Source organism: Streptomyces sp. ISL-11, from assembly GCF_018614525.1.
In the GTDB taxonomy this organism is placed as follows: domain Bacteria; phylum Actinomycetota; class Actinomycetes; order Streptomycetales; family Streptomycetaceae; genus Streptomyces.
The window spans coordinates 58,874-76,882 of the sequence record NZ_JAGGOL010000039.1 but is presented as its reverse complement, the minus strand read 5'-3'; the positions used below and the strand labels follow the sequence as shown (position 1 = coordinate 76,882).

Sequence of the window (18,009 nt, the reverse complement as noted above, 5' to 3'; positions counted from 1 at the left end):
GCGCGGCCCAGCGCAGGGCCGCCGCGGCGGCCGAGGCCGCCTCGGGTGCCGGGACCGGGGCGTAGCGGCCCCTGGGCGGCGCGTGGTCGACCTCTTCGGCACTGCGGCCGATCATGGTGCGGCGCGCGTGGGCCGCCTCGGCCGGGGGCTCGTCGTCGAGGTCGTCCTCGTCGAGATCCTCCGCGTCGAGGTCGTCCTCGGTCGCCGCGTCGAGGGACGGCGGGGGCACCTCGGTGTCGAAGACGCTGCCGCCCTCCAGCCGTGACCCGCCGCCCGCCTCCTCCTCGGCGTCCTCGCGCAGCTCTTCCGCGAGCGCGGCGGCGAAGCGGTCCAGCAGCCGGCGGGCGGTGGACTCGGCGGTCTTCTCGTCGAACTCCGCGAGCCGGCCGCCGCTGCCGACGGTGCCCGTGCAGAACAGGCGGGTCCCGCCGTGCGTCGTCTCCAGCAGCCCGCGCAGCGAGAGCGTCACCGTGCCGGAGCCGCGCACCTCGGTGCCCTCGCCCGACAGCTCGTACGCGCCGTCGCGCTCGGTCAGGTGCAGCGAGCCCCGGTAGGTGATGGTCGACCCGCCGATGCGCAGCCGGAGCCGTCCGGCCACGAGCGCGCCGGAGGCGTCCGCGGCGTCCTGCTGGAGGCCGGGGACGCAGCGCACGACGCGCGCGGGGTCGGCGAGGACCCGCCGGACGGACTCGACGGGAAACGGAACGAACACCTCGTGCTCCATAGCAAGCGAGCCTACCCACCGGGCCCCGAACCCTTGCCTCCCCGGCGGAACTTTCCGTCGGGTCGCCGCCCGGCGGGACCGTCAGTAACCGACGGTGAAGCGCTCGCCGATGTGCTGGGGCTTCTCGATCTCGTCGACGAGGGCCACCGCGTAGTCCTCGGTGGAGATGCGGCTCTTGCCGTTCGCGTCCGCGACGAGGTCCTCCAGGGCGGTGCGGTACGCGCCGGTGCGCTCGCCGGGCTCGATCAGGCCGGCGGGGCTGAGGTTGGTCCAGCGGACGTCGGTGACCGTGCGGTAGAAGTCCAGGGCGTCACCGTGCGCGTGCATGATCTGGAGCAGGAACTCCGGGAGGCCCTCGGCGTCCCAGACCTGCTTGCCGTCCGGCGTGCGCAGGGAGCCCGCGCCACCGACCGCGATCAGCCTCGGAGCGTCGGCGCCGGCCGCGCGCACCCCGGCCACCAGCGACTTCGCCGCCGGCTCGATGGTCGCGAGGTGGCCGGGGCCGTCGCCGCCGCCGACGGCGCTGACGACGACGTCCTGGCCCTGGGCGGCCGCGGTCACCGACCGCGGGTCGAGGACGTCACCGGTGGTGACGGTCAGGTTCGGGTGGGTCTCGGTGAGCTTGGCGAGGTCGCGGACGACGGCCGTGACCTGGTGGCCGCGGTCGAGCGCCTCGCGCAGGACGCGGCTGCCGATGGTGCCGTTGGCACCGAAGAGGGCGATCTTCGCCATGAGGGGGCTCCTTTGGGGGATGGGTGAGGGGGTCAGTGCTGGTCGAGGGCGCGGGTCAGGGCCCGGGCGCTGGTGGTCGGGCCGCCGAGCCGCCGCATGCCCGCGGGCGTGTGCAGCAGCAGCGTGGGGAAGCTGTCGACGCCGAGCCGGCGGACCTCCCGGAAGTCGGCCTCCGCCGTGCGGCGGGTGGCCGGATCGGTGAAGGCGGCGACCGCGGCGTCGGCGTCCACCCCGTCGAGGCCCTCGGCCACCACGCGCAGCGTGGCCGGGTCGGAGAGGCTGCGCCCGTCGACGTACCAGGCGCGCTGCAGGGCCGCCGCGCATTCGAGCGTCCTGCCGGGTGCCTGCTCCCGCAGCGCGGCGAGGGCCGTCGCGGCGGCGGCCGAGTCGAGCACGGAGGTGCCCTCGGCGCACGCGTCGGCGTATCCCTTGCCGAAGACCGCGCCGGTCAGTTCGCCGATACGGGCGTCCGCCTGCGCGATGTAGGGGAAGGCGGCGACGGGCTGCGCCCGGGGGCCGGTGAACAGGCCGCCGCTGAGCACGCTCAGCTCGATGCGGTCGGCGTTGGCGACCGCGAACTCGCGGATCGTGGGGCCGAAGCCGTAGCACCAGCCGCAGTAGGCGTCGAATGCGTAGGTGAGCCGGTGCTGTGCCATGTCTTTCCCTGGGAGGTCCGGAGGTCGCACAGACGGTTCGTTGTGCGTTGTGTCCAAGCTAAGGGCACTTTTCGGACGTAACCAGGTAGGCTTGGGTCTCCTCATGGTGAAAATGCGACACGACCGGCGTGACCGGCGCGAAGAGATCGTCGAGCTCGCCTATCAGGCCCCGCCCGGGACGCCCACGGGCGTGGAGGTGATGTCCCTGGCCGAGCTGCGCCGCCGCGCGCCCGAGGGGCTGCTGGCCAGACCGCAGCGGCTGGACTTCCACCAGATCGTCGCCGTCCGGTCCGGCGCCGCCGAGCACACCGTGGACTTCGCCGGTCACTGGCTGGAGGAGGGGTCGGTGCTGTGGGTGCGCCCCGGACAAGTGCAGCAGTTCGGCGAGGGGCGGCCGGGTGCGGAGATCGAAGGTGTCGTGATCCTCGTCCAGCCCAATTTCCTGCCCTCGGGCACGGCGGTCGCGGCGGTGGCCGACGATCCGTTCCGGCCGGTGCTGTGGCAGCCGGCCGGACCGGACCGGGAGGCGGTCTTCTGCGCGGTGGGGCATCTGGAGGCCGACTTCCGTACCGGTCGCGGCCTGCCGTCCGACGTGCACACCGATGTCCTGCGGCACCTGCTGTCAGTACTGGTGCTGCGGCTGGCCCATCTCACGGCGCCGGTGGGCAGCAGGGTCCCGGCGCCCGGTGACACCTTCGTCCGCTTCCGGGCGGCCGTCGAGCGCGACTTCGCCACCCACCACCGCGTCGCCGACTACGCCCGCGCGCTCGGCTATTCGACCCGCACCCTGTCCCGGGCCTCGCTGTGCGCGGCCGGGGTGGGTGCCAAGGAGTTCATCGACCGGCGGGTGATGCTGGAGGCCAAGCGGCTGCTCGCGCACAGCGATCTGCCGGCCGCCCGGATCGCCGGCCGGATCGGCTTCGACGACGCGGCGAACTTCTCCAAGTTCTTCCAGCACCGGGCTGATTGCTCACCGGGTGCGTTTCGCGCTGCGCTCCGCGGGGGCGGGGAGCCGGCCGGTCAGGCTTAGACCGTGTCCGGCGGATCTTCGGCTGCGGGCCGTCTGTGCCGCCTGGCCGCCTGCGGCGGAGCGGGTCGTCTTTGCCGCCTGCGGCGGCGGGCGCCCTGCGGGCGCGTCCTCAATCTCCCCCAGCTACCGCTGGGAGGTGCCCCCAACGGGCTGATTGTGGCTGAGCTCAGCCGAAACAAGCCCGTCCGGCGCTTGAGGACACCGCCGCGCAGCGGTGGTGCGCACGACCGGCCCGCAGCCACCCACTCGCATGATCCGCCAGCAGGCGTAGCGCGGCAGAGGCTGGCCATCATCGGTCCCCATAGCGGGGGTGCATGAGCGTAGACGGCAGCAGCCCCGGCTCCCGGCTCCGTTCGGCCGCTCGCCACGCCTCGGCGAGCGACTGCGAGGAGAGCGAGTGCAGGCACGGCCCCAGCGGGGGCAGCCGCAGGGTGACGGACCGGCGGGCCGCGAGCAGAAAGCCCCAGTCCACCGCTGCCTCACCGCGACCGGAACCGCCGTCCACGCGGTAGGGCCGGGTGGTGAACCCCAGGGAGCGGACCGTGGCGTCGACCGTCCAGAAGACCTGCGGGCGCAGGCCGAGCGTGCCGGCGTGGACGGCGAGCCGCCCGCCGGGCGCCATCCGGCGCTCCACCAGGCCGTAGAACTCCTGGGAATACAGCTTGGTGCTGGGCGTGGTGCCGGGATCGGGGAGGTCGGAGACGACCACGTCGTACGGGGCCTCGCCGGCGGGCCGCCCGCGCAGCCACTCGAAGGCGTCGGCGGTGACGACCCGCACCCGCCGGTCGCGGTAGGCGGCGCGGTTGAGGGCGACGAGGCCGGTGTCCGTACGGGCCAACCGCAGGAGCTCCGGGTCGAGTTCGACGACGGTGACCGAGGCGACGTCGTCATAGCGCAGCACCTCGCGCAGGGCGAGGCCGTCGCCGCCGCCGAGCACCAGGACGCGGCGGCGCGGGCCGGCCATCGCGGGGTGGACGAGCGCCTCGTGATAGCGGAACTGGTCATGGCCGCTGACCTTCAGCCTGCCGTCGAGGAAGAGCGCGAGGGGCTTGCCGCTGCCGGCGCCGCCGGTGAGCACGACCTCCTGCACGGCCGACCGCACGGCCACCCGCACATCCGCGCCGTACACCGCCTGGCGCGCGGCCCGTTCGAAGGGGCCGGTGAGGGCCGAGCCGGCGGCGAGCAGCGCCAGCACCAGCCCGTTGGCCGCGATCAGCGACCAGCGAGCCCGTGTGCTCAGGTCGCCGCGGAAGATCCAGAGCACCAGCGCCCCGCCCGCCGCCGCGTTGACCGCGCCGGTCAGCAGCGCGCCCGTCAACTGCCCCAGCATGGGCAGCAGGAGGAAGGGGAAGGCCAGCCCGCCGACCAGCGCGCCCACATAGTCGGCGGCGAAGAGGTCGGCCACCGCGCCGCCCGCGTCCTGCCGGCGGATGCGCTGGATGAGGGTCATCAGCAGGGGCACTTCGGCCCCGATCAGCACGCCGATGGTCAGCGAGAAGCCGACGAGGGCCGGCCGCGCCTGGCCGAACCAGGCGAAGCAGGCGTACAGCGCCATGGCCGACATCCCGCCGGCGAGCGCGAGAACGGCCTCGACGGCGGCGAAGCCCAGCGCGGCCCGGGTCCGCAGCCGCTTGGCGAGCAACGAACCGATGCCCATGGCGAAGACCATCACCGACAGGACGACGGACGCCTGGGTGACGGAGTCACCTATGAGATACGAGGCGAGGGCGACCAGTTCGAGCTCGTACACCAGCCCGCAGGCCGCACAGATGAAGACGGTGGTCAGCACCACGAAGCGGCCGAGCCCGGCCGGTACGGGCAGCCGCGCCGGTACCGGGCGGTAGATCATGCCGGGAACGCTACGTCACGATCCGGCAACCTTTTGTCACCCACAAGGGTTCATTACCGTGACCGCCGGCCGGATCGAGCCCACGGCGCGGGCCCCTAGAGCGACACCGCCGCCCGCGCGCCGACCCGCGTGCGGGTGGCGACCAGGCGCCCCTCCTGCGGATAGGCGTGCCAGGTGCGCCAGCTGATCTGTCCGTCGCACCGCTGCGCGAGCAGCGCGGTGAAGGCGTGCGGGCTGCCCGGGAAGGTCCCGGCCAGGCCGTACGGATGTTCGGCGACCAGCGCGAGCAGCTCCTGCGCGCGCCCCGCGAAGGAGCCGCGCGAGAGCGTCTCTATCCGGGCCGCGAATTCGTACTCCCAGGCCCCGACGCGTTTGGCCACGCCCAGCGGCAGCGGCGTCTGGCTGCCCGGCAGGCAGGCGACGGTCTCGGAGCAGACACCGTCGCCCTCTTCGAGGAGGACCTGGTGGGAGGCGCCCAGCAGGCGCAGCTGGACGAGGGAGTCGGCGAGCCGCAGATCGAGGACGGCCAGGGCGGGGAGGGGATCCTTCCCCAGACACCAGGCGAGATCGGCGGCGCGGGTGTCGGTGTAGGTGGTCTTGAGAGTGGTGAGCATGGGTCGGCTCCGCAAGCACGCAGTGGGGGGTGGGCCGGCCCGCCGAGGAGGACCAGGGTCGAGTGCGCCGGCTCATGCCCACGAACGGGAGTTCCGTGGGGTCCGAGGACAGTGATTCCGGGGATTCCGCGGGGCGTTGTCCCCGGGAGTCGTCTCTGAACGTGTCGCTGAATGAGAGGGAATCATGAATTGAGCCGCGCTCACAGAGTTTTTACCCATCTCATCGTGCTTTCCATCCACGCGAGGGCCGGGCAGTTCAACTGTTCAGAATCAATGTGACCGGCGGGCCCCCGCGGAACCCGCCGGACGCATATGCGATCAAGCATGAGCCGGTCGAAATCCGCTGATCAAGAACCCTGAACGAGCTTCTCCACCGCCGAAATCACCGATTCTTCACGCTTGCAGAACGAGAAACGCACGAGATATGACGGCGCACCGGGGCGCAGATAGAAGGCGGACGTCGGAATGGCCACCACCCCGGCGCGCAGCGGGAGTTCACGACAGAATCGCACGCCGTCCGTGTACCCCCATGCGCGGATGTCCGCCTGGACGAAATACCCCGCCTGCGCGCGATAGGGGCGCAGTCCGGCACGCGCGAGCCCCTCGCTCAGCAGGTCGCGGTTGCGCCGCAGGGTGCGCCGTAGCTCTGCCGCCCACGCTTCCACGCCCCCCAACGTCCGCGCGAGCGCCTCCTGGTAAGGAGTCCCGGAGGCGTACGTGAGGAATTGCTTGGCCGCCCCGACCGCCGCCATCAGCCGCTCCGGCCCGCAGACCCAACCGACCTTCCAGCCGGTCACGTTGAATGTCTTGCCCGCCGACGAGATGGTCAGCGTCCGCTCCCGCATCCCCGGCAGCGCGGCGATCGTCCGGTGCGCGCCGTCGTAGACCAGGTGCTCGTACACCTCGTCCGTCACCACCGTCAGGTCGTGCTCGCGGCAGATCTCCGCGATCACGTCCAGTTCCCCGGCCGTGAACACCTTGCCGGTCGGGTTGTGCGGGGTGTTGAGGAGCAGCACCCGGGCGCGCGGCGTGACCGCCGCCCGCAGCGCGTCCGCGTCCAGCACGAAGGCGTCGCCGTCGAGCGCCAGCGGTACGGGCACGAGCGTCGCCCCCGCGAACCGCGCCCCCGCCGGATAGGCGTCGTAGCAGGGGTCGAAGGCCAGCACCTCGTCACCGGGGTCGCACAGCGCCAGCAGCGTCGCCGCGAGGGCCTCCGTGGCGCCCGTGGTCACCAGCACCTCGTCCCGCGCCCGGTACTCCAGCCCGTAGCGCCGGCTCTGGTGCGCGGCCACCGCCTCGCGCAGCGCCGGGAAGCCGGTGGCGGGCGGGTACTGATTGCTGCCGGCCAGGACCGCCTCCGCCACCTCCTTCAGCAGGCTCTCCGGGGCGGCCAGCTCCGGCACGCCCTGGCCGAGGTTGACCGCGCCCGTGCTGCGCGCCAGCTCGGTCATCTCCGTGAAGACCGACGCACCCATGCCCCGCACCCGCGCCGCCGGGCTCCAGTCCGAATTCATGCGCTCCCGCTTTCCACTTGGGTGAATGACATCGCCGAGTCGATGCCCCCGTGCCTGCTTGCCGACGAGTCGGCTCACGATAGGCGCGGTGCGCGCCGCGGCGACAGCGCGCACAGCACACACGGGGTCCGCCGCCGCGCAGACACTCCGCCGTGCCCGCCGAGCGGGTGGAAGGCGCACCGCTTACGGGCGTCCCGGGTCGCGCGCGCGAGACCCGCGCCGCATGGTCGGTATGCCGAGCTCGCCCCACGTCCGTCCCCCCAGCGCCACGACCGCCGCACCGCGCCGTGCGGCGCGCCGCCGGGCCGTGCCCGCACCGGAGGTGCCATCCGTGTCAGCCGACACCGCCGTGCCCGTACGCGAGGCACCGGAACCGCGCCCCACGGCCGGCGCCCGCCGCCTCGACCGCGCCCGCGACGCCCTGCGCCGGGCCGCCCCCGCGCTCGCGCTCTACGCGGCCGCGCGGCTGACCGGCATGGCGGTCATGGCCGGCTGGGCCTGGTGGATCGGCCGCCACCCGCTCACGCTGCTCGGCCACTACTGGGACGGCATCTGGTACGCCGGCATCGCCCGCCACGGCTACGGGCTCGTCCTCCCCTCCCTCACCACCCATGGTGTCGTCTTCAACGACCTGGCGTTCTTCCCGCTCTTCCCCGGCCTGGTCCGGGCCGTCACGACCGTCATGCCGGTCGGCCCGGTCGTCGCCGGGCTGTTCGTCGCCTGGACCTCCGCCGGCGCCGCGGCCTGGGGCATCTACGCGATCGGCGAACGGCTCCACGGCCGCCGGACCGGCACGCTGCTCGTGGTGCTGTGGGGGCTGCTGCCGCACGCGATCGTGCAGTCCATGGCGTACACCGAGCCGCTGATGACCGCGCTCGCCGCCTGGTCGCTGTACGCGCTGGTCACCGGCCGCCGGATGTGGGCGGGCGCGCTGGGCCTGCTGGCGGGGCTGTCCCGGCCGAACGCGATCGCGGTGGCCGCCGCGATCGGCTGCGCGACGGCGCTGGCGCTCCTGCGCGACCGGCGGGCCCGTACGGACTGGAGGGTGTGGACCGGCGCGGCCCTCGCCCCGCTGGGCTGGGCCGGCTACGTCGTCTGGGCCGGTTACCGCTCCGGCGGCGGCCCGTTCGGCTACTTCGAGGTGCAGCGGCTGTGGGGCTCGCGCTTCGACTTCGGGATGAACGCCCTCGGCTTCATCCGGCACCTGATCATCGGCCGCGACTCCATGGCGTACTACATGACCGTGGCGGTCATCGCCGTCGCCGTGGTCGCACTGGCCTTCCTGCTGCTCGACCGGCCGCCCGCGGCGCTGTCGGTCTACACGGTCGTGCTCGTCGTCATCGCCATCGGCGGCACCAGCTACTTCGCGTCCAAGCCGCGCTTCCTGCTGCCGGCGTTCCCGCTGCTGCTGCCGGTCGCCGTGGCCATGGCAAGAGCCCGGCCGCGCACCGTCGCCGTGACGGTCGGTGCGCTGGCCGGGCTCTCCTTCTTCTACGGGACGTACCTGCTGACGGTCGCCCGCATGCCCATGTGAACCCTTGGTCCGGTGGGTCAGTTCTGGTCGTCGTCCGGCTTCTCGTCGCCGGACTCCGCGTCGGCCTCCAGGCCGAGCTGCTCCACCAGCCACTTGTCGAACTCGATGGACGCCCGGACCCAGCTGACCGTGCTGGAGACGAAGTGCTCCAGGGAGACGCCGACGCCGATCAGCATCTGCGCCTCACCGATCAGACGGACGGTGCCGTCGTCGTTGGTGTGGGTGTAGACCTTGGGCCACAGGGTGCGGCGGTTCCAGTCGTCGATGGCCTCGAGGAGCTGGGACTTCTCCTCGATGCCGTGCGGCCGGTCGTAGAACGTGCGCACGGAGAAGACCTGCTGCTCCTCCTCGCCGCGGAACATGAAGTACGTACGGAACTGCTCCCACGGTGCGGCGAGGTCACCCTCGTCGTCCACGACGTACTTCAGCTCCATCTGGTCGAGGAGCTGCTTGACCAGGTCCTGGTCGGGGATGACGGGGCCGGCCGGGCCCGTCTCCTGCGGTTCGGGCTGGCCCCCGAAGTTCGGAATCGAGGACGGGTCGATGCTCACCGTGAATTTCCCTTCGTACGGTTACCGCCATCCTCCCCCACACCCGCCCCTGCCCCGCAACCCCTGACGTAACCTGATCCACTTCCGGAAAAGTGATCACAACGGGGCAGGCACGGCATGGGGCGCGGAACCGGCAAAGCCGGCCACCACCTGGCCCGTCCGGGGCCGCCTCAGCCCGCCCGGGGCCATCCCCGGCCCGTCCAGGCGCCACCCCAGCCCGTCCGGCGCTTGAGGACACCGGGGCCCGGGGCGGGAGCCCCGAATGCGGCCACCCCAGCCCGTCCAGCGCTTGAGGACACCGGGGCCCGGGGCGGGAGCCCCGGTTCGGGAAGGGGCGGGTAGGGGAAAAAGACCCCGCCCTCTACGCCACGCCCACCACCAGGCCGTCCCCCTCCCCCGGCACCCGATCCACCCGAACCGTGTCCCCGTCCCGAACCTCCCCCGCAAGAATCGCCCGAGCCAGCCGATCCCCGATCGCGGTCTGCACAAGCCGACGCAGCGGCCGAGCCCCATACGCAAGATCCGCCCCGCCCTCCGCCCCCGGATCGCGCCCCAGCGTCGCCAGCCACGCCAGCGCCCGCTCGGACACGTCCAGCGTGAGCCGCCGGTCCGCCAGCCGCCGCTGAAGATGCTCGATCTGGATCCGCGCGATCCGCTCGAGCTGCTCCGTACCGAGCGGGTGGAAGACCACGACATCGTCGAGGCGGTTGAGGAATTCCGGCCGGAAGGAGGCCCGCACCGTCTCCAGGACCTTGGCCTTCTTCTCGTCCTCCTTGAGCAGCGGGTCCACCAGATAGGTGGATCCGAGATTCGAGGTCAGGATCAGGATCGTGTTGCGGAAGTCCACCGTCCGCCCCTGCCCGTCCGTGAGCCGGCCGTCGTCGAGGACCTGGAGCAGGATGTCGAAGACCTCGTGGTGGGCCTTCTCCACCTCGTCCAGCAGGATGACGGAGTACGGGCGCCGGCGTACGGCCTCGGTGAGCTGGCCGCCCTCCTCGTAGCCGACGTAGCCGGGGGGCGCGCCGACCAGCCGGGCGACGGAGTGCTTCTCGCTGTACTCGCTCATGTCGATGCGGACCATGGCCCGCTCGTCGTCGAAGAGGAAGTCCGCGAGCGCCTTGGCCAGCTCGGTCTTGCCGACGCCGGTCGGGCCGAGGAAGAGGAACGAGCCGGTCGGCCGGTCGGGGTCGGCGATGCCGGCGCGCGAGCGCCGCACCGCGTCGGAGACGGCCCGTACGGCCTCGGTCTGGCCGATCAGCCGGCGGCCGATCTCGTCCTCCATGCGCAGCAGCTTCTGCGTCTCGCCCTCCAGCAGGCGGCCCGCCGGGATGCCGGTCCAGGCGGCGACGACGTCGGCGATGTCGTCCGGGCCGACCTCCTCCTTGACCATGAGGTCCTTGGCGTCGACCGCCTCCTGCTCCGCCTCGGCCTTCGCGGCCTCCTCCAGCTCCCGCTCCAGGCCGGGGATCTCCCCGTAGAGCAGCTTGGAGGCGGTGTCGAAGTCGCCGTCGCGCTGGGCGCGCTCGGCCTGGCCGCGCAGCTCGTCGAGGCGCTCCTTCAGCTCACCCACCCGGTTGAGGGACCGCTTCTCCTTCTCCCAGCGGGCGGTCAGGCCGCGCAGCTCCTCCTCCTTGTCGGCGAGGTCGCGGCGCAGCTTCTCCAGGCGCTGCTTGCTGGCCTCGTCCGACTCCTTGGAGAGGGCGAGCTCCTCCATCTTCAGGCGGTCGACGGCGCGCTGGAGCTCGTCGATCTCCACGGGCGAGGAGTCGATCTCCATGCGCAGCCGGGACGCGGCCTCGTCGACGAGGTCGATGGCCTTGTCGGGCAGGAAGCGGGAGGTGATGTAGCGGTCGGAGAGCGTCGCGGCGGCGACCAGCGCGGAGTCGGCGATCTGGACCTTGTGGTGGGCCTCGTAGCGGCCCTTGAGTCCGCGCAGGATCGCGATGGAGTCCTCGACGGACGGCTCGGCGACAAGTACTTGCTGGAAGCGGCGTTCGAGCGCCGGGTCCTTCTCGATCCGCTCGCGGTACTCGTCGAGCGTGGTCGCACCGACCATCCGCAGTTCGCCGCGGGCGAGCATGGGCTTGAGCATGTTGCCGGCGTCCATGGCGGAGTCGCCGCCGGCGCCCGCGCCGACGACCGTGTGCAACTCGTCGATGAAGGTGATGATCCGGCCCTCGCTGGCCTTGATCTCGGCCAGGACGGTCTTCAGCCGCTCCTCGAACTCACCGCGGTACTTCGCGCCCGCGACCATCGCGCCCAGATCGAGCGAGACGAGCCGCTTGTCGCGCAGCGACTCGGGCACGTCGCCCTTGACTATGCGCTGGGCCAGCCCTTCGACGACGGCGGTCTTGCCGACGCCGGGCTCGCCGATGAGAACGGGGTTGTTCTTGGTCCGGCGCGAGAGCACCTGCACCACGCGCCGGATCTCCTGGTCCCGCCCGATGACCGGGTCGAGCTTGCCCTCGCGGGCCGCCGCGGTGAAGTCCGTACCGAACTTCTCCAGCGCCTTGTACGTGCCCTCCGGATCCGGAGTCGTCACTCGTTGCCCGCCCCTCGCGGTCTCGAACGCGTCCAGCAGCCTCTTGGCGGAGGCGCCCTGTTCTTCCAGCAGCTCACCGGTCCGGCCGCCCTTGGCGGCGGTGCCGATGAGCAGGTGTTCGGTGGAGATGTAGGTGTCGCCCAGCTCGCGGGCGCGCTGCGAGGCGTCCGCGATCACGGCCAGCAGGTCCCGATTGGGCTGCGGCGGCGCGACCGTGGAGCCGGTCACGCTCGGCAGCGCCGCGAGCTGCCGTTCGGCCCCGGACCGCAGTGCCGCGGCGTCGGCCTCGACGGCGGCGAGCAGGTCCATGACGTTGGCGTTCTCCTGGCCACCGAGGAGGGCGAGGAGCAGGTGCGCGGGCGTCATGTCGGCATGCCCGGCCGACACGGCCCGCTCACTGGCCCCGCTCAGCGCCTCCCGGCTCTTGTTGGTCAGCTCGGCATCCACGACGGTGCGCTCCTCCTCTGTGGTCGAACGGTCTGCCGGTCCGGCCCGGACCGGGTCCTGCCTTGAGTAGATAACGCGCAATAAGTTGAGCGTAGTCCACTCAACCCTGCCCTGGCCACCGGCCCCAGGGGGAGTGGATCAGCGAATCCGGGCAAACCGGTCCTGGGCGCGCCCTCGATGCGATACCCGCTGCCCACGGTGGCGACGTACGCGCCTCGGCGCTGACGTTCGCCGCACACCCTTACGAGTGAACGCCGCTTGCCCGCCGCCCGCCAACGCGCGAGGCGGACGAGACTGGCCCTCAACCGCGCAGGGGGTGCAGCATGACGGCTATGGCACACGAGCCGACGCCTACGCAGGAAGAACTCCTCTTGGAGAGCTTTCTGGCCCTGAAGACCCCTGAAGGCTTCAAGGCCGAGCTCATCGAGGGGGAGATCGTTGTGTCACCGGCTCCGGACGGCGAGCACGAGGACTACCTGAGCACCGTGATTCGCCAGGTGCTGAGGCAGTCGCGTACCGACATGGACAGCTCGGGCAACAAGGGGCTGCTCATGCGCAGCGGCGGCCTCTGCCCCAAGAACCACGTCATCCCCGACGTCACCTTCGCCCCGCGCGAGCTGCGCCTCTTCCGCGGCGCTCCGTCCTGGATGCCGTGCGCCGGTGTCGCCATGGTCGTCGAGGTGACAAGCACCCGGGCGGACGTGGACCGCATCGCCAAGCGCCACTGCTACGCCCGCGCGGGCATCCCGCTCTATCTCCTCGTGGACCGCGAGCAGGGCACCGTCACGCTGCACAGCGACCCCTCCGGCGAGGACTTCGGGGACGCGCACAGCACCGCCTTCGGCAAAAGCCTCCCCCTCCCCCCGCCCTTCTCCTTCGATCTGGAGACTTCCGAGTTCGCCTGAGCGGCCCGCCGCTACGCTTCCGGCATGGCCCACGACCTCCGCGCGCTCTCCCCCGCCTACCTCGAATTCTGGCGGGAGCGGCACATCTGCACGCTCACCACCGCCCGCCCCGACGGCAGCCCGCACCTCGTGCCCGTCGGCGTCACCTTCGACCCCGAGGCCGGGATCGCCCGCGTCATCACCAACAAGACCAGCCGCAAGATCGCGAACATCCAGGCCGCCGGCCCGGGCGGCGCGCGGGTCGCCGTGTGTCAGATCGGCGAGCGCAAGTGGGCCACCCTGGAGGGCACCGCGGTCGTCAGCACGGACGCGGAGGCCATCGCCGACGCCGTCAACCGCTACGCCGAGCGGTACGGGCGGATGCCCAGCCCCAATCCCGACCGCGTCCTGATCGAGATCACCGTCACCAAGGCGCTGGGCCTGGCCTGAGCGCGGGGCGCACGCCCCACCACCGTGCGCGCTGCGGAGCGCCTCCCGGGCACCCCCGCGCGCGCCCCTCTCGGCGTCTCCCGGCGCGGTATCCAGGTCTGTGCGCAAACCCGCGCGCAGTCACTCACAAGGGACACCCGATGACGCCCATCATCTCCGTCTCCGAGGACCCCTTCTTCGGCCGCGTCGACATCTCGCTGGACCACGACGAAGGGCTCCTCGACGTCACGGGCCCGGCCATCCCCTCCGTCTCTCTCCGCCGCGCCCCCGGCACCGAGGCCGGCCACCGCGTCCCCATCGGCACCCGCGAGGCCACCGACCTGGCCCTGACCGTGGACGGCGTCCCCGCCCCCCTCGCCCTGGGCAAGGGCCGGCTCACCCGCCGCTCGTACGCCGTCGACGTGACCGCCGGTGGTACGTACCGCCTCGTGCCCCACCACGGCATGGCCAGCCGGCTCCTCCTCGACGGCGATCGCCTGGGCAGCCTCGTCTCGCAGGGCAACGGCATAGTCGAGGCGGCCCGCTGGCGGAAGGAGGCCAAGGTGATGCCCTTCGACGCCGCGATCGGTTACGCCCTGGCCGCCGGGTTCGGCACCGGCGGTCGCACGGTGCTGGGGATGGCACTGGAATCCGTGCTCGATTTCTTCCTGCCCTGAGCCCGGTTGGCCCTGTACTGGTGCCGGGTCATCCGGGTACTCGTACGGTCATGAAGGAGACCGGTGCGACGGCAGAGGAGTACGAGGCGATGAGCGGCCCCGAGAGTGCGGACCACGTCAGCGTTCACCTGACGGACTGCGGCCAGCAGGATGCGGGCGCGGTCTTCCGCGCCCTGGAGGACGCGTTCCCCGAGGTGGCCGAGCCGCCCCGCAGCGAGGTGCAGGCCTCGCGGGCGGGCGCGGAGCACCCCATGGTGTGGTGCATGGTCGTCGACGCCCGCACGCGTCACGTGCCGTCCGAGGCGGCACCGGTCGCGCTGTCCGCGCCCGTCTCCGTCGACCTCTTCGGCGCCGCCGACCCCGTGCGCAAGGTCAAGCAGGAGCTGGCCGCGGCCTTCGACGTGGAGGACCGGGGCACGGTCCCGGGCGAGCACGAGCTGGAGGTCCGTCTCCGCCTCACGTGAGCGCCATGCGGCGGGCGGGCGCGCATCACGGGCCCCGCAATGTCAGGATGCTCCCATGAGCAACGTCTTTTTCGACATCACCATTGACGGCGAGAACGCCGGACGCATCGTCTTCAAGCTGTACGACGACGTCGTCCCCAAGACCGCCCAGAACTTCCGCGAGCTCGCCACCGGCCAGCACGGCTTCGGCTACGAGGGCTCCGGCTTCCACCGCGTCATCCCGGAGTTCATGCTCCAGGGTGGCGACTTCACCCGTGGCGACGGCACGGGCGGCAAGAGCATCTACGGCGAGAAGTTCGCGGACGAGAACTTCCAGATCAAGCACACCCGCCCGTTCCTGCTCTCCATGGCGAACGCCGGCCGCAACACCAACGGCTCGCAGTTCTTCATCACCACGATCCCCACGCCGTGGCTGGACGGCAAGCACGTCGTCTTCGGCGAGGTCGTCGATGGCTCGGACCTGGTGACGAAGATCGAGGGCAAGGGCTCCCAGTCCGGCCGCACGAGCGCGAAGATCGTGATCTCGAAGTCCGGGATCGTCGAGGCCTGACCATCGGTGGGGGCGGCGGGATCCAACCCTGCCGCCCCTCCCCGTTTCCGCCCTCCCCCAGGCGTACGGGCCCCCGCGCGCCGTCAGGCGTCGGCCGCCCGTCCCGCCTTGCGGTCCTCCGCCCGGCTGATGCCCACATTGACGCCGGCCACCAGCAGCATGGCGAGCAGCGCCGGGATCCACGGCCGCGCGCCCCGGTCACCCCGGTCAGCGGAAGGGCGTGTTTCCGCCCAGGCTCGTGCCGGCCGTGCGCAGTGCCTGGCCGGCGGCCAGCTCGCGATAGGTGGCGCAGCTGGTCAGAAGCTCCTCGTGATGGCCGGAGGCGAGCGTGCGGCCCGCGTCCAGTACGTAGATCCGGTCGGCGTGCTGCACCGTGGACAGCCGGTGGGCGATGACGAGGAGCGCGCACTCCTGGGCGATGTCCTTCAACACCCGGCTCAGCGCCGCCTCATTGATGGCGTCGAGGTGTGAGGTGGGCTCGTCCAGCAGAAGGAGGGTGGGGCGGGTGAGCAGGGCGCGGGCCAGGGCGACGCGTTGCCGTTCCCCTGCCGAAAGGGTGTTGCCCCGTTCACCGAGCATGCCGTCCAGTCCGCCGGGAAGACGCTCGACCACATGGTGGAGGTTGGCGAGGCCGATCACCCTGTCCACTTCCTCGGGGGTCGCCGCGGGCACGGCGTAGGTGATGTTGTCCCGGAGGGATCCGTGGACGACGTGCGTGTTCTGGTCGACGACGGCGATGCGCCCCCGGCACTCCGCACGGCTGAGTTCCGGCGCGGGGCGTCCGTCGAACAGCAACGTCCCGGAGTCCGGCTCGTAGAACCTCGCGGCCAACGCGAAGATCGTGCTCTTCCCGGCGCCCGACCTGCCGACCAGGGCGACCTGCTGCCGGTGCGGCACGACCAGGGAGACGCCTCGCAGTACCGGCCGGTCCTGGCGGTATCCGAACCAGACGTCCTCCAGGGCGAGGGCGTTGTCCCCCGCGTTGCTCCCCTTCTCGGCCACCGATCCGTTTCCGCCGGTTCCCCGGAGTGAGGGCGGCGACGTCTCCGCGGGCGCGCTGACGGGGTGTGCGGGTTCCGCCTGGAAGGCAAGGGCTTCGTCGATCCGTTGGAAGGCACCCATGCCCCGCTGGATCAGGCCGACCGCGCGGAACACCGACGACAGCGGCACGACCAGGTAGGAGGCGTAGAGCAGGAACGCCACCAGATCGCCCAGGGAGTTGGCGTGCCCGTTCACGCGCAGGCCACCGATGACCAGGACGAGGAGGAAGGATCCTTGTACGGCGAGTTCGACCGCCGGGCTCATCACCGACGCCAGCCGTGCGGTGCGTACGCCCGCACCGTACGCCGCGTCGACGCACTCCCCGATGCGTGCGGCCTCCCGTTCCTCGGCCCGGTGGACGCGCACCATGGGCAGGGCCCCCAGGGCCCGTTCGAGCTCGGCGGCGATCGCCCCCACGGCTCCTTGCATACGTTCGGCGGCCGCCCGGATCCCGGCCAGCAGCGAGGTGACGACCAGGGCCGCCACGGCGATGGTCACCGTGACCAGGAGCAGCAGGAGCGGATCGATCCACAGCATCAGCGCCACGGCGCCCACGGCGACGAGAGAACCGGTCACCAGGTCCACCAGTGCCTGGGAGACGACCTCGCGCAGCAGCGAGGTGTCGGCGGTGACCCGGGAGATCAGGTCGCCGGTGCGGTGCCGGTCGTACTCCCTCATCTCCAGCCTCAGCAGGTGGCTCACCAGACCGCGGCGCAGCCCCCGCACGATGCGTTCCCCCATGCGTTCCAGGACGAACCGGCCCACCGCGCCCGTCGCCGCCTCGGCCACGAAGAGGGCCGCCAGGAACAGCAGGGGCCACCCGATACGGCCGCTTCCCGTCGCGTCCACGATCGCCTTGGCGACGAGCGGCTGCGCCAGCCCGAGCGCGGAGCCCACCAGGGTGAGCACCGTGGCGACGGTCATCGAGGACCGGTGTCCGCTGGTGAGCCCGAACATCACGACGACCGCACCCCGCGCGGTCCGGTCGCCCTCGCGCCGCGCCTTCCTACTCACTCCCCCGGCTCCCGCCGCTCGTCACCGGGGTGCCCGGCGTACCGGTGGAACGGTCATGAGCCGGCTGAAGTAGTCGTCGGGCACCCCTTCGTCCACCGGATGTCCGTCGACCTCCACCCAGGCGTGCGCGGTGAACGGCGGCACCACACGCACCCCTGTGCACCAGGTGGGCCAGGTGCCCCGGAGCCGGCACAGCAGGGCGGTGCCCAGGGAGCGCGGCAGACAGCCGCGGGGGCCGGCGCAGAACAGGCTGACCGCGCACAGCGCGTCCCGTGCGGACTTCGCCTGCGCGGCGGTGGCCGGCGCGGCTCCGCGCCGCACGACGTCGAGTACGGCCCGGATCCTGCGCGGGGGCAGGAGGGAGAGGAACACGGCGACGCACAGGACGAAGCGTGCCGCCAGCCTTCGCGTGAAAGGGACACCGGTAGGCCGGTGCAGTGCGCTGGGAGTGGTCATCGGGCGACCAGCCCCGCTTCTCGCAGTTGTTCGATGAGAGCCGCGACGTCCTCGGACGCCTGGGCACGGTCGACGGCGAACTCCGTGACGACCGCGTCGACCGCGTCCTGTTCCTCCCCGCCTTCCAGCAGGGTGCGCACCACGAGCGTGCCGGTGGGGTTGAGTTCCCAGTACTGACCACTGCGCTGGTCGAGAAGGACCGTGCCGTAGTCGGTCTGAGCCGTGGAGACATCGGTGCCGAACCGCAGTGCCATGTGTGTGAGTCCCTCTCTGCTGAAGCCGGCGGATTTCCCGCCCGTCA

At 72.0% G+C, this 18,009-nt stretch carries 18 protein-coding genes; 7 read left to right on the top strand and 11 right to left on the bottom strand.

Annotation, left to right across the window (positions count from 1 at the left end; all coding sequences use genetic code 11):
• From J7E86_RS11010 to J7E86_RS11000, 3 genes are all read right to left on the bottom strand, one after another.
• Positions 1-712, bottom strand: a 712-nt coding sequence (locus J7E86_RS11010) for an SRPBCC domain-containing protein (RefSeq protein ID WP_308312551.1), incomplete at its 3' end; no start/stop codon positions are given.
• 93 nt (positions 713-805) lie between these two features.
• Positions 806-1,456, bottom strand: a complete 651-nt coding sequence (locus J7E86_RS11005; RefSeq protein ID WP_215081392.1) for an NAD(P)-dependent oxidoreductase — start codon at positions 1,454-1,456, stop codon at positions 806-808.
• Between the two features lie 32 nt (positions 1,457-1,488).
• Positions 1,489-2,112, bottom strand: a complete 624-nt coding sequence (locus J7E86_RS11000; protein ID WP_215081391.1) for a DsbA family protein — start codon at positions 2,110-2,112, stop codon at positions 1,489-1,491.
• Positions 2,113-2,224: 112 nt separating this feature from the next.
• On the opposite strand from J7E86_RS11000, the gene J7E86_RS10995 reads away from it, so the two are divergent.
• Positions 2,225-3,142, top strand: a complete 918-nt coding sequence (locus J7E86_RS10995) for an AraC family transcriptional regulator (protein ID WP_308312550.1) — start codon at positions 2,225-2,227, stop codon at positions 3,140-3,142.
• Between the two features lie 289 nt (positions 3,143-3,431).
• Here J7E86_RS10995 and J7E86_RS10990 read toward each other — a convergent pair whose 3' ends face one another.
• The 3 genes from J7E86_RS10990 to J7E86_RS10980 form a co-directional block, all read right to left on the bottom strand.
• Positions 3,432-4,991 (bottom strand): polyamine aminopropyltransferase, encoded by a 1,560-nt coding sequence (locus tag J7E86_RS10990; RefSeq protein WP_215081389.1) that lies wholly within the window; start codon positions 4,989-4,991, stop codon positions 3,432-3,434.
• Between the two features lie 95 nt (positions 4,992-5,086).
• Positions 5,087-5,605 carry a DUF2617 family protein gene (locus J7E86_RS10985; RefSeq protein ID WP_215081388.1) on the bottom strand — a complete coding sequence of 173 codons (519 nt, stop codon included), beginning with the start codon at positions 5,603-5,605 and terminating at the stop codon, positions 5,087-5,089.
• A gap of 347 nt (positions 5,606-5,952) precedes the next feature.
• Positions 5,953-7,119, bottom strand: coding sequence for an aminotransferase class I/II-fold pyridoxal phosphate-dependent enzyme (locus tag J7E86_RS10980; protein ID WP_215081387.1), 1,167 nt, complete (start codon positions 7,117-7,119; stop codon positions 5,953-5,955).
• A 331-nt stretch (positions 7,120-7,450) separates the two neighbouring features.
• Between J7E86_RS10980 and J7E86_RS10975 the strand changes: the two genes are divergently transcribed.
• Positions 7,451-8,653 carry a hypothetical protein gene (locus J7E86_RS10975; RefSeq protein ID WP_215081386.1) on the top strand — a complete coding sequence of 401 codons (1,203 nt, stop codon included), beginning with the start codon at positions 7,451-7,453 and terminating at the stop codon, positions 8,651-8,653.
• 17 nt (positions 8,654-8,670) lie between these two features.
• Here the strand turns inward: J7E86_RS10975 and J7E86_RS10970 are convergent, their stop codons facing one another.
• Both J7E86_RS10970 and clpB read right to left on the bottom strand, forming a co-directional pair.
• Complete coding sequence (locus J7E86_RS10970; RefSeq protein ID WP_215081385.1) at positions 8,671-9,204, bottom strand: YbjN domain-containing protein; 534 nt, start codon at positions 9,202-9,204, stop codon at positions 8,671-8,673.
• A 361-nt stretch (positions 9,205-9,565) separates the two neighbouring features.
• Positions 9,566-12,193, bottom strand: a complete 2,628-nt coding sequence (gene clpB / locus J7E86_RS10965; protein WP_215081384.1) for an ATP-dependent chaperone ClpB — start codon at positions 12,191-12,193, stop codon at positions 9,566-9,568.
• A 332-nt stretch (positions 12,194-12,525) separates the two neighbouring features.
• Between clpB and J7E86_RS10960 the strand changes: the two genes are divergently transcribed.
• From J7E86_RS10960 to J7E86_RS10940, 5 genes are all read left to right on the top strand, one after another.
• The gene (locus J7E86_RS10960) at positions 12,526-13,098 is read left to right on the top strand and encodes a Uma2 family endonuclease (protein WP_215081383.1); all 573 of its coding nucleotides are present in this window, start codon (positions 12,526-12,528) and stop codon (positions 13,096-13,098) included.
• A 24-nt stretch (positions 13,099-13,122) separates the two neighbouring features.
• The gene (locus J7E86_RS10955; RefSeq protein ID WP_215081382.1) at positions 13,123-13,527 is read left to right on the top strand and encodes a pyridoxamine 5'-phosphate oxidase family protein; all 405 of its coding nucleotides are present in this window, start codon (positions 13,123-13,125) and stop codon (positions 13,525-13,527) included.
• A 140-nt stretch (positions 13,528-13,667) separates the two neighbouring features.
• Positions 13,668-14,183: a hypothetical protein gene (locus J7E86_RS10950; protein ID WP_251018950.1), complete on the top strand. Its 516-nt coding sequence runs from the start codon at positions 13,668-13,670 to the stop codon at positions 14,181-14,183.
• Between the two features lie 50 nt (positions 14,184-14,233).
• Positions 14,234-14,647 carry a hypothetical protein gene (locus J7E86_RS10945; RefSeq protein ID WP_215081381.1) on the top strand — a complete coding sequence of 138 codons (414 nt, stop codon included), beginning with the start codon at positions 14,234-14,236 and terminating at the stop codon, positions 14,645-14,647.
• 55 nt (positions 14,648-14,702) lie between these two features.
• Entirely contained in the window at positions 14,703-15,197 is a 495-nt protein-coding gene (locus J7E86_RS10940; protein WP_215081380.1) for a peptidylprolyl isomerase, read from the top strand.
• A gap of 207 nt (positions 15,198-15,404) precedes the next feature.
• Here J7E86_RS10940 and J7E86_RS10935 read toward each other — a convergent pair whose 3' ends face one another.
• The 3 genes from J7E86_RS10935 to J7E86_RS10925 form a co-directional block, all read right to left on the bottom strand.
• Positions 15,405-17,195, bottom strand: coding sequence for an ABC transporter ATP-binding protein (locus tag J7E86_RS10935; protein ID WP_215081399.1), 1,791 nt, complete (start codon positions 17,193-17,195; stop codon positions 15,405-15,407).
• 78 nt (positions 17,196-17,273) lie between these two features.
• Entirely contained in the window at positions 17,274-17,708 is a 435-nt protein-coding gene (locus J7E86_RS10930; RefSeq protein WP_215081379.1) for a lasso peptide biosynthesis B2 protein, read from the bottom strand.
• A complete protein-coding gene (locus J7E86_RS10925) occupies positions 17,705-17,962 on the bottom strand; it encodes a lasso peptide biosynthesis PqqD family chaperone (RefSeq protein ID WP_215081378.1) in 258 nt (85 codons plus the stop codon). Before J7E86_RS10925 ends, J7E86_RS10930 begins: the two co-directional genes overlap by 4 nt.
• Positions 17,963-18,009: the final 47 nt, after the last annotated feature.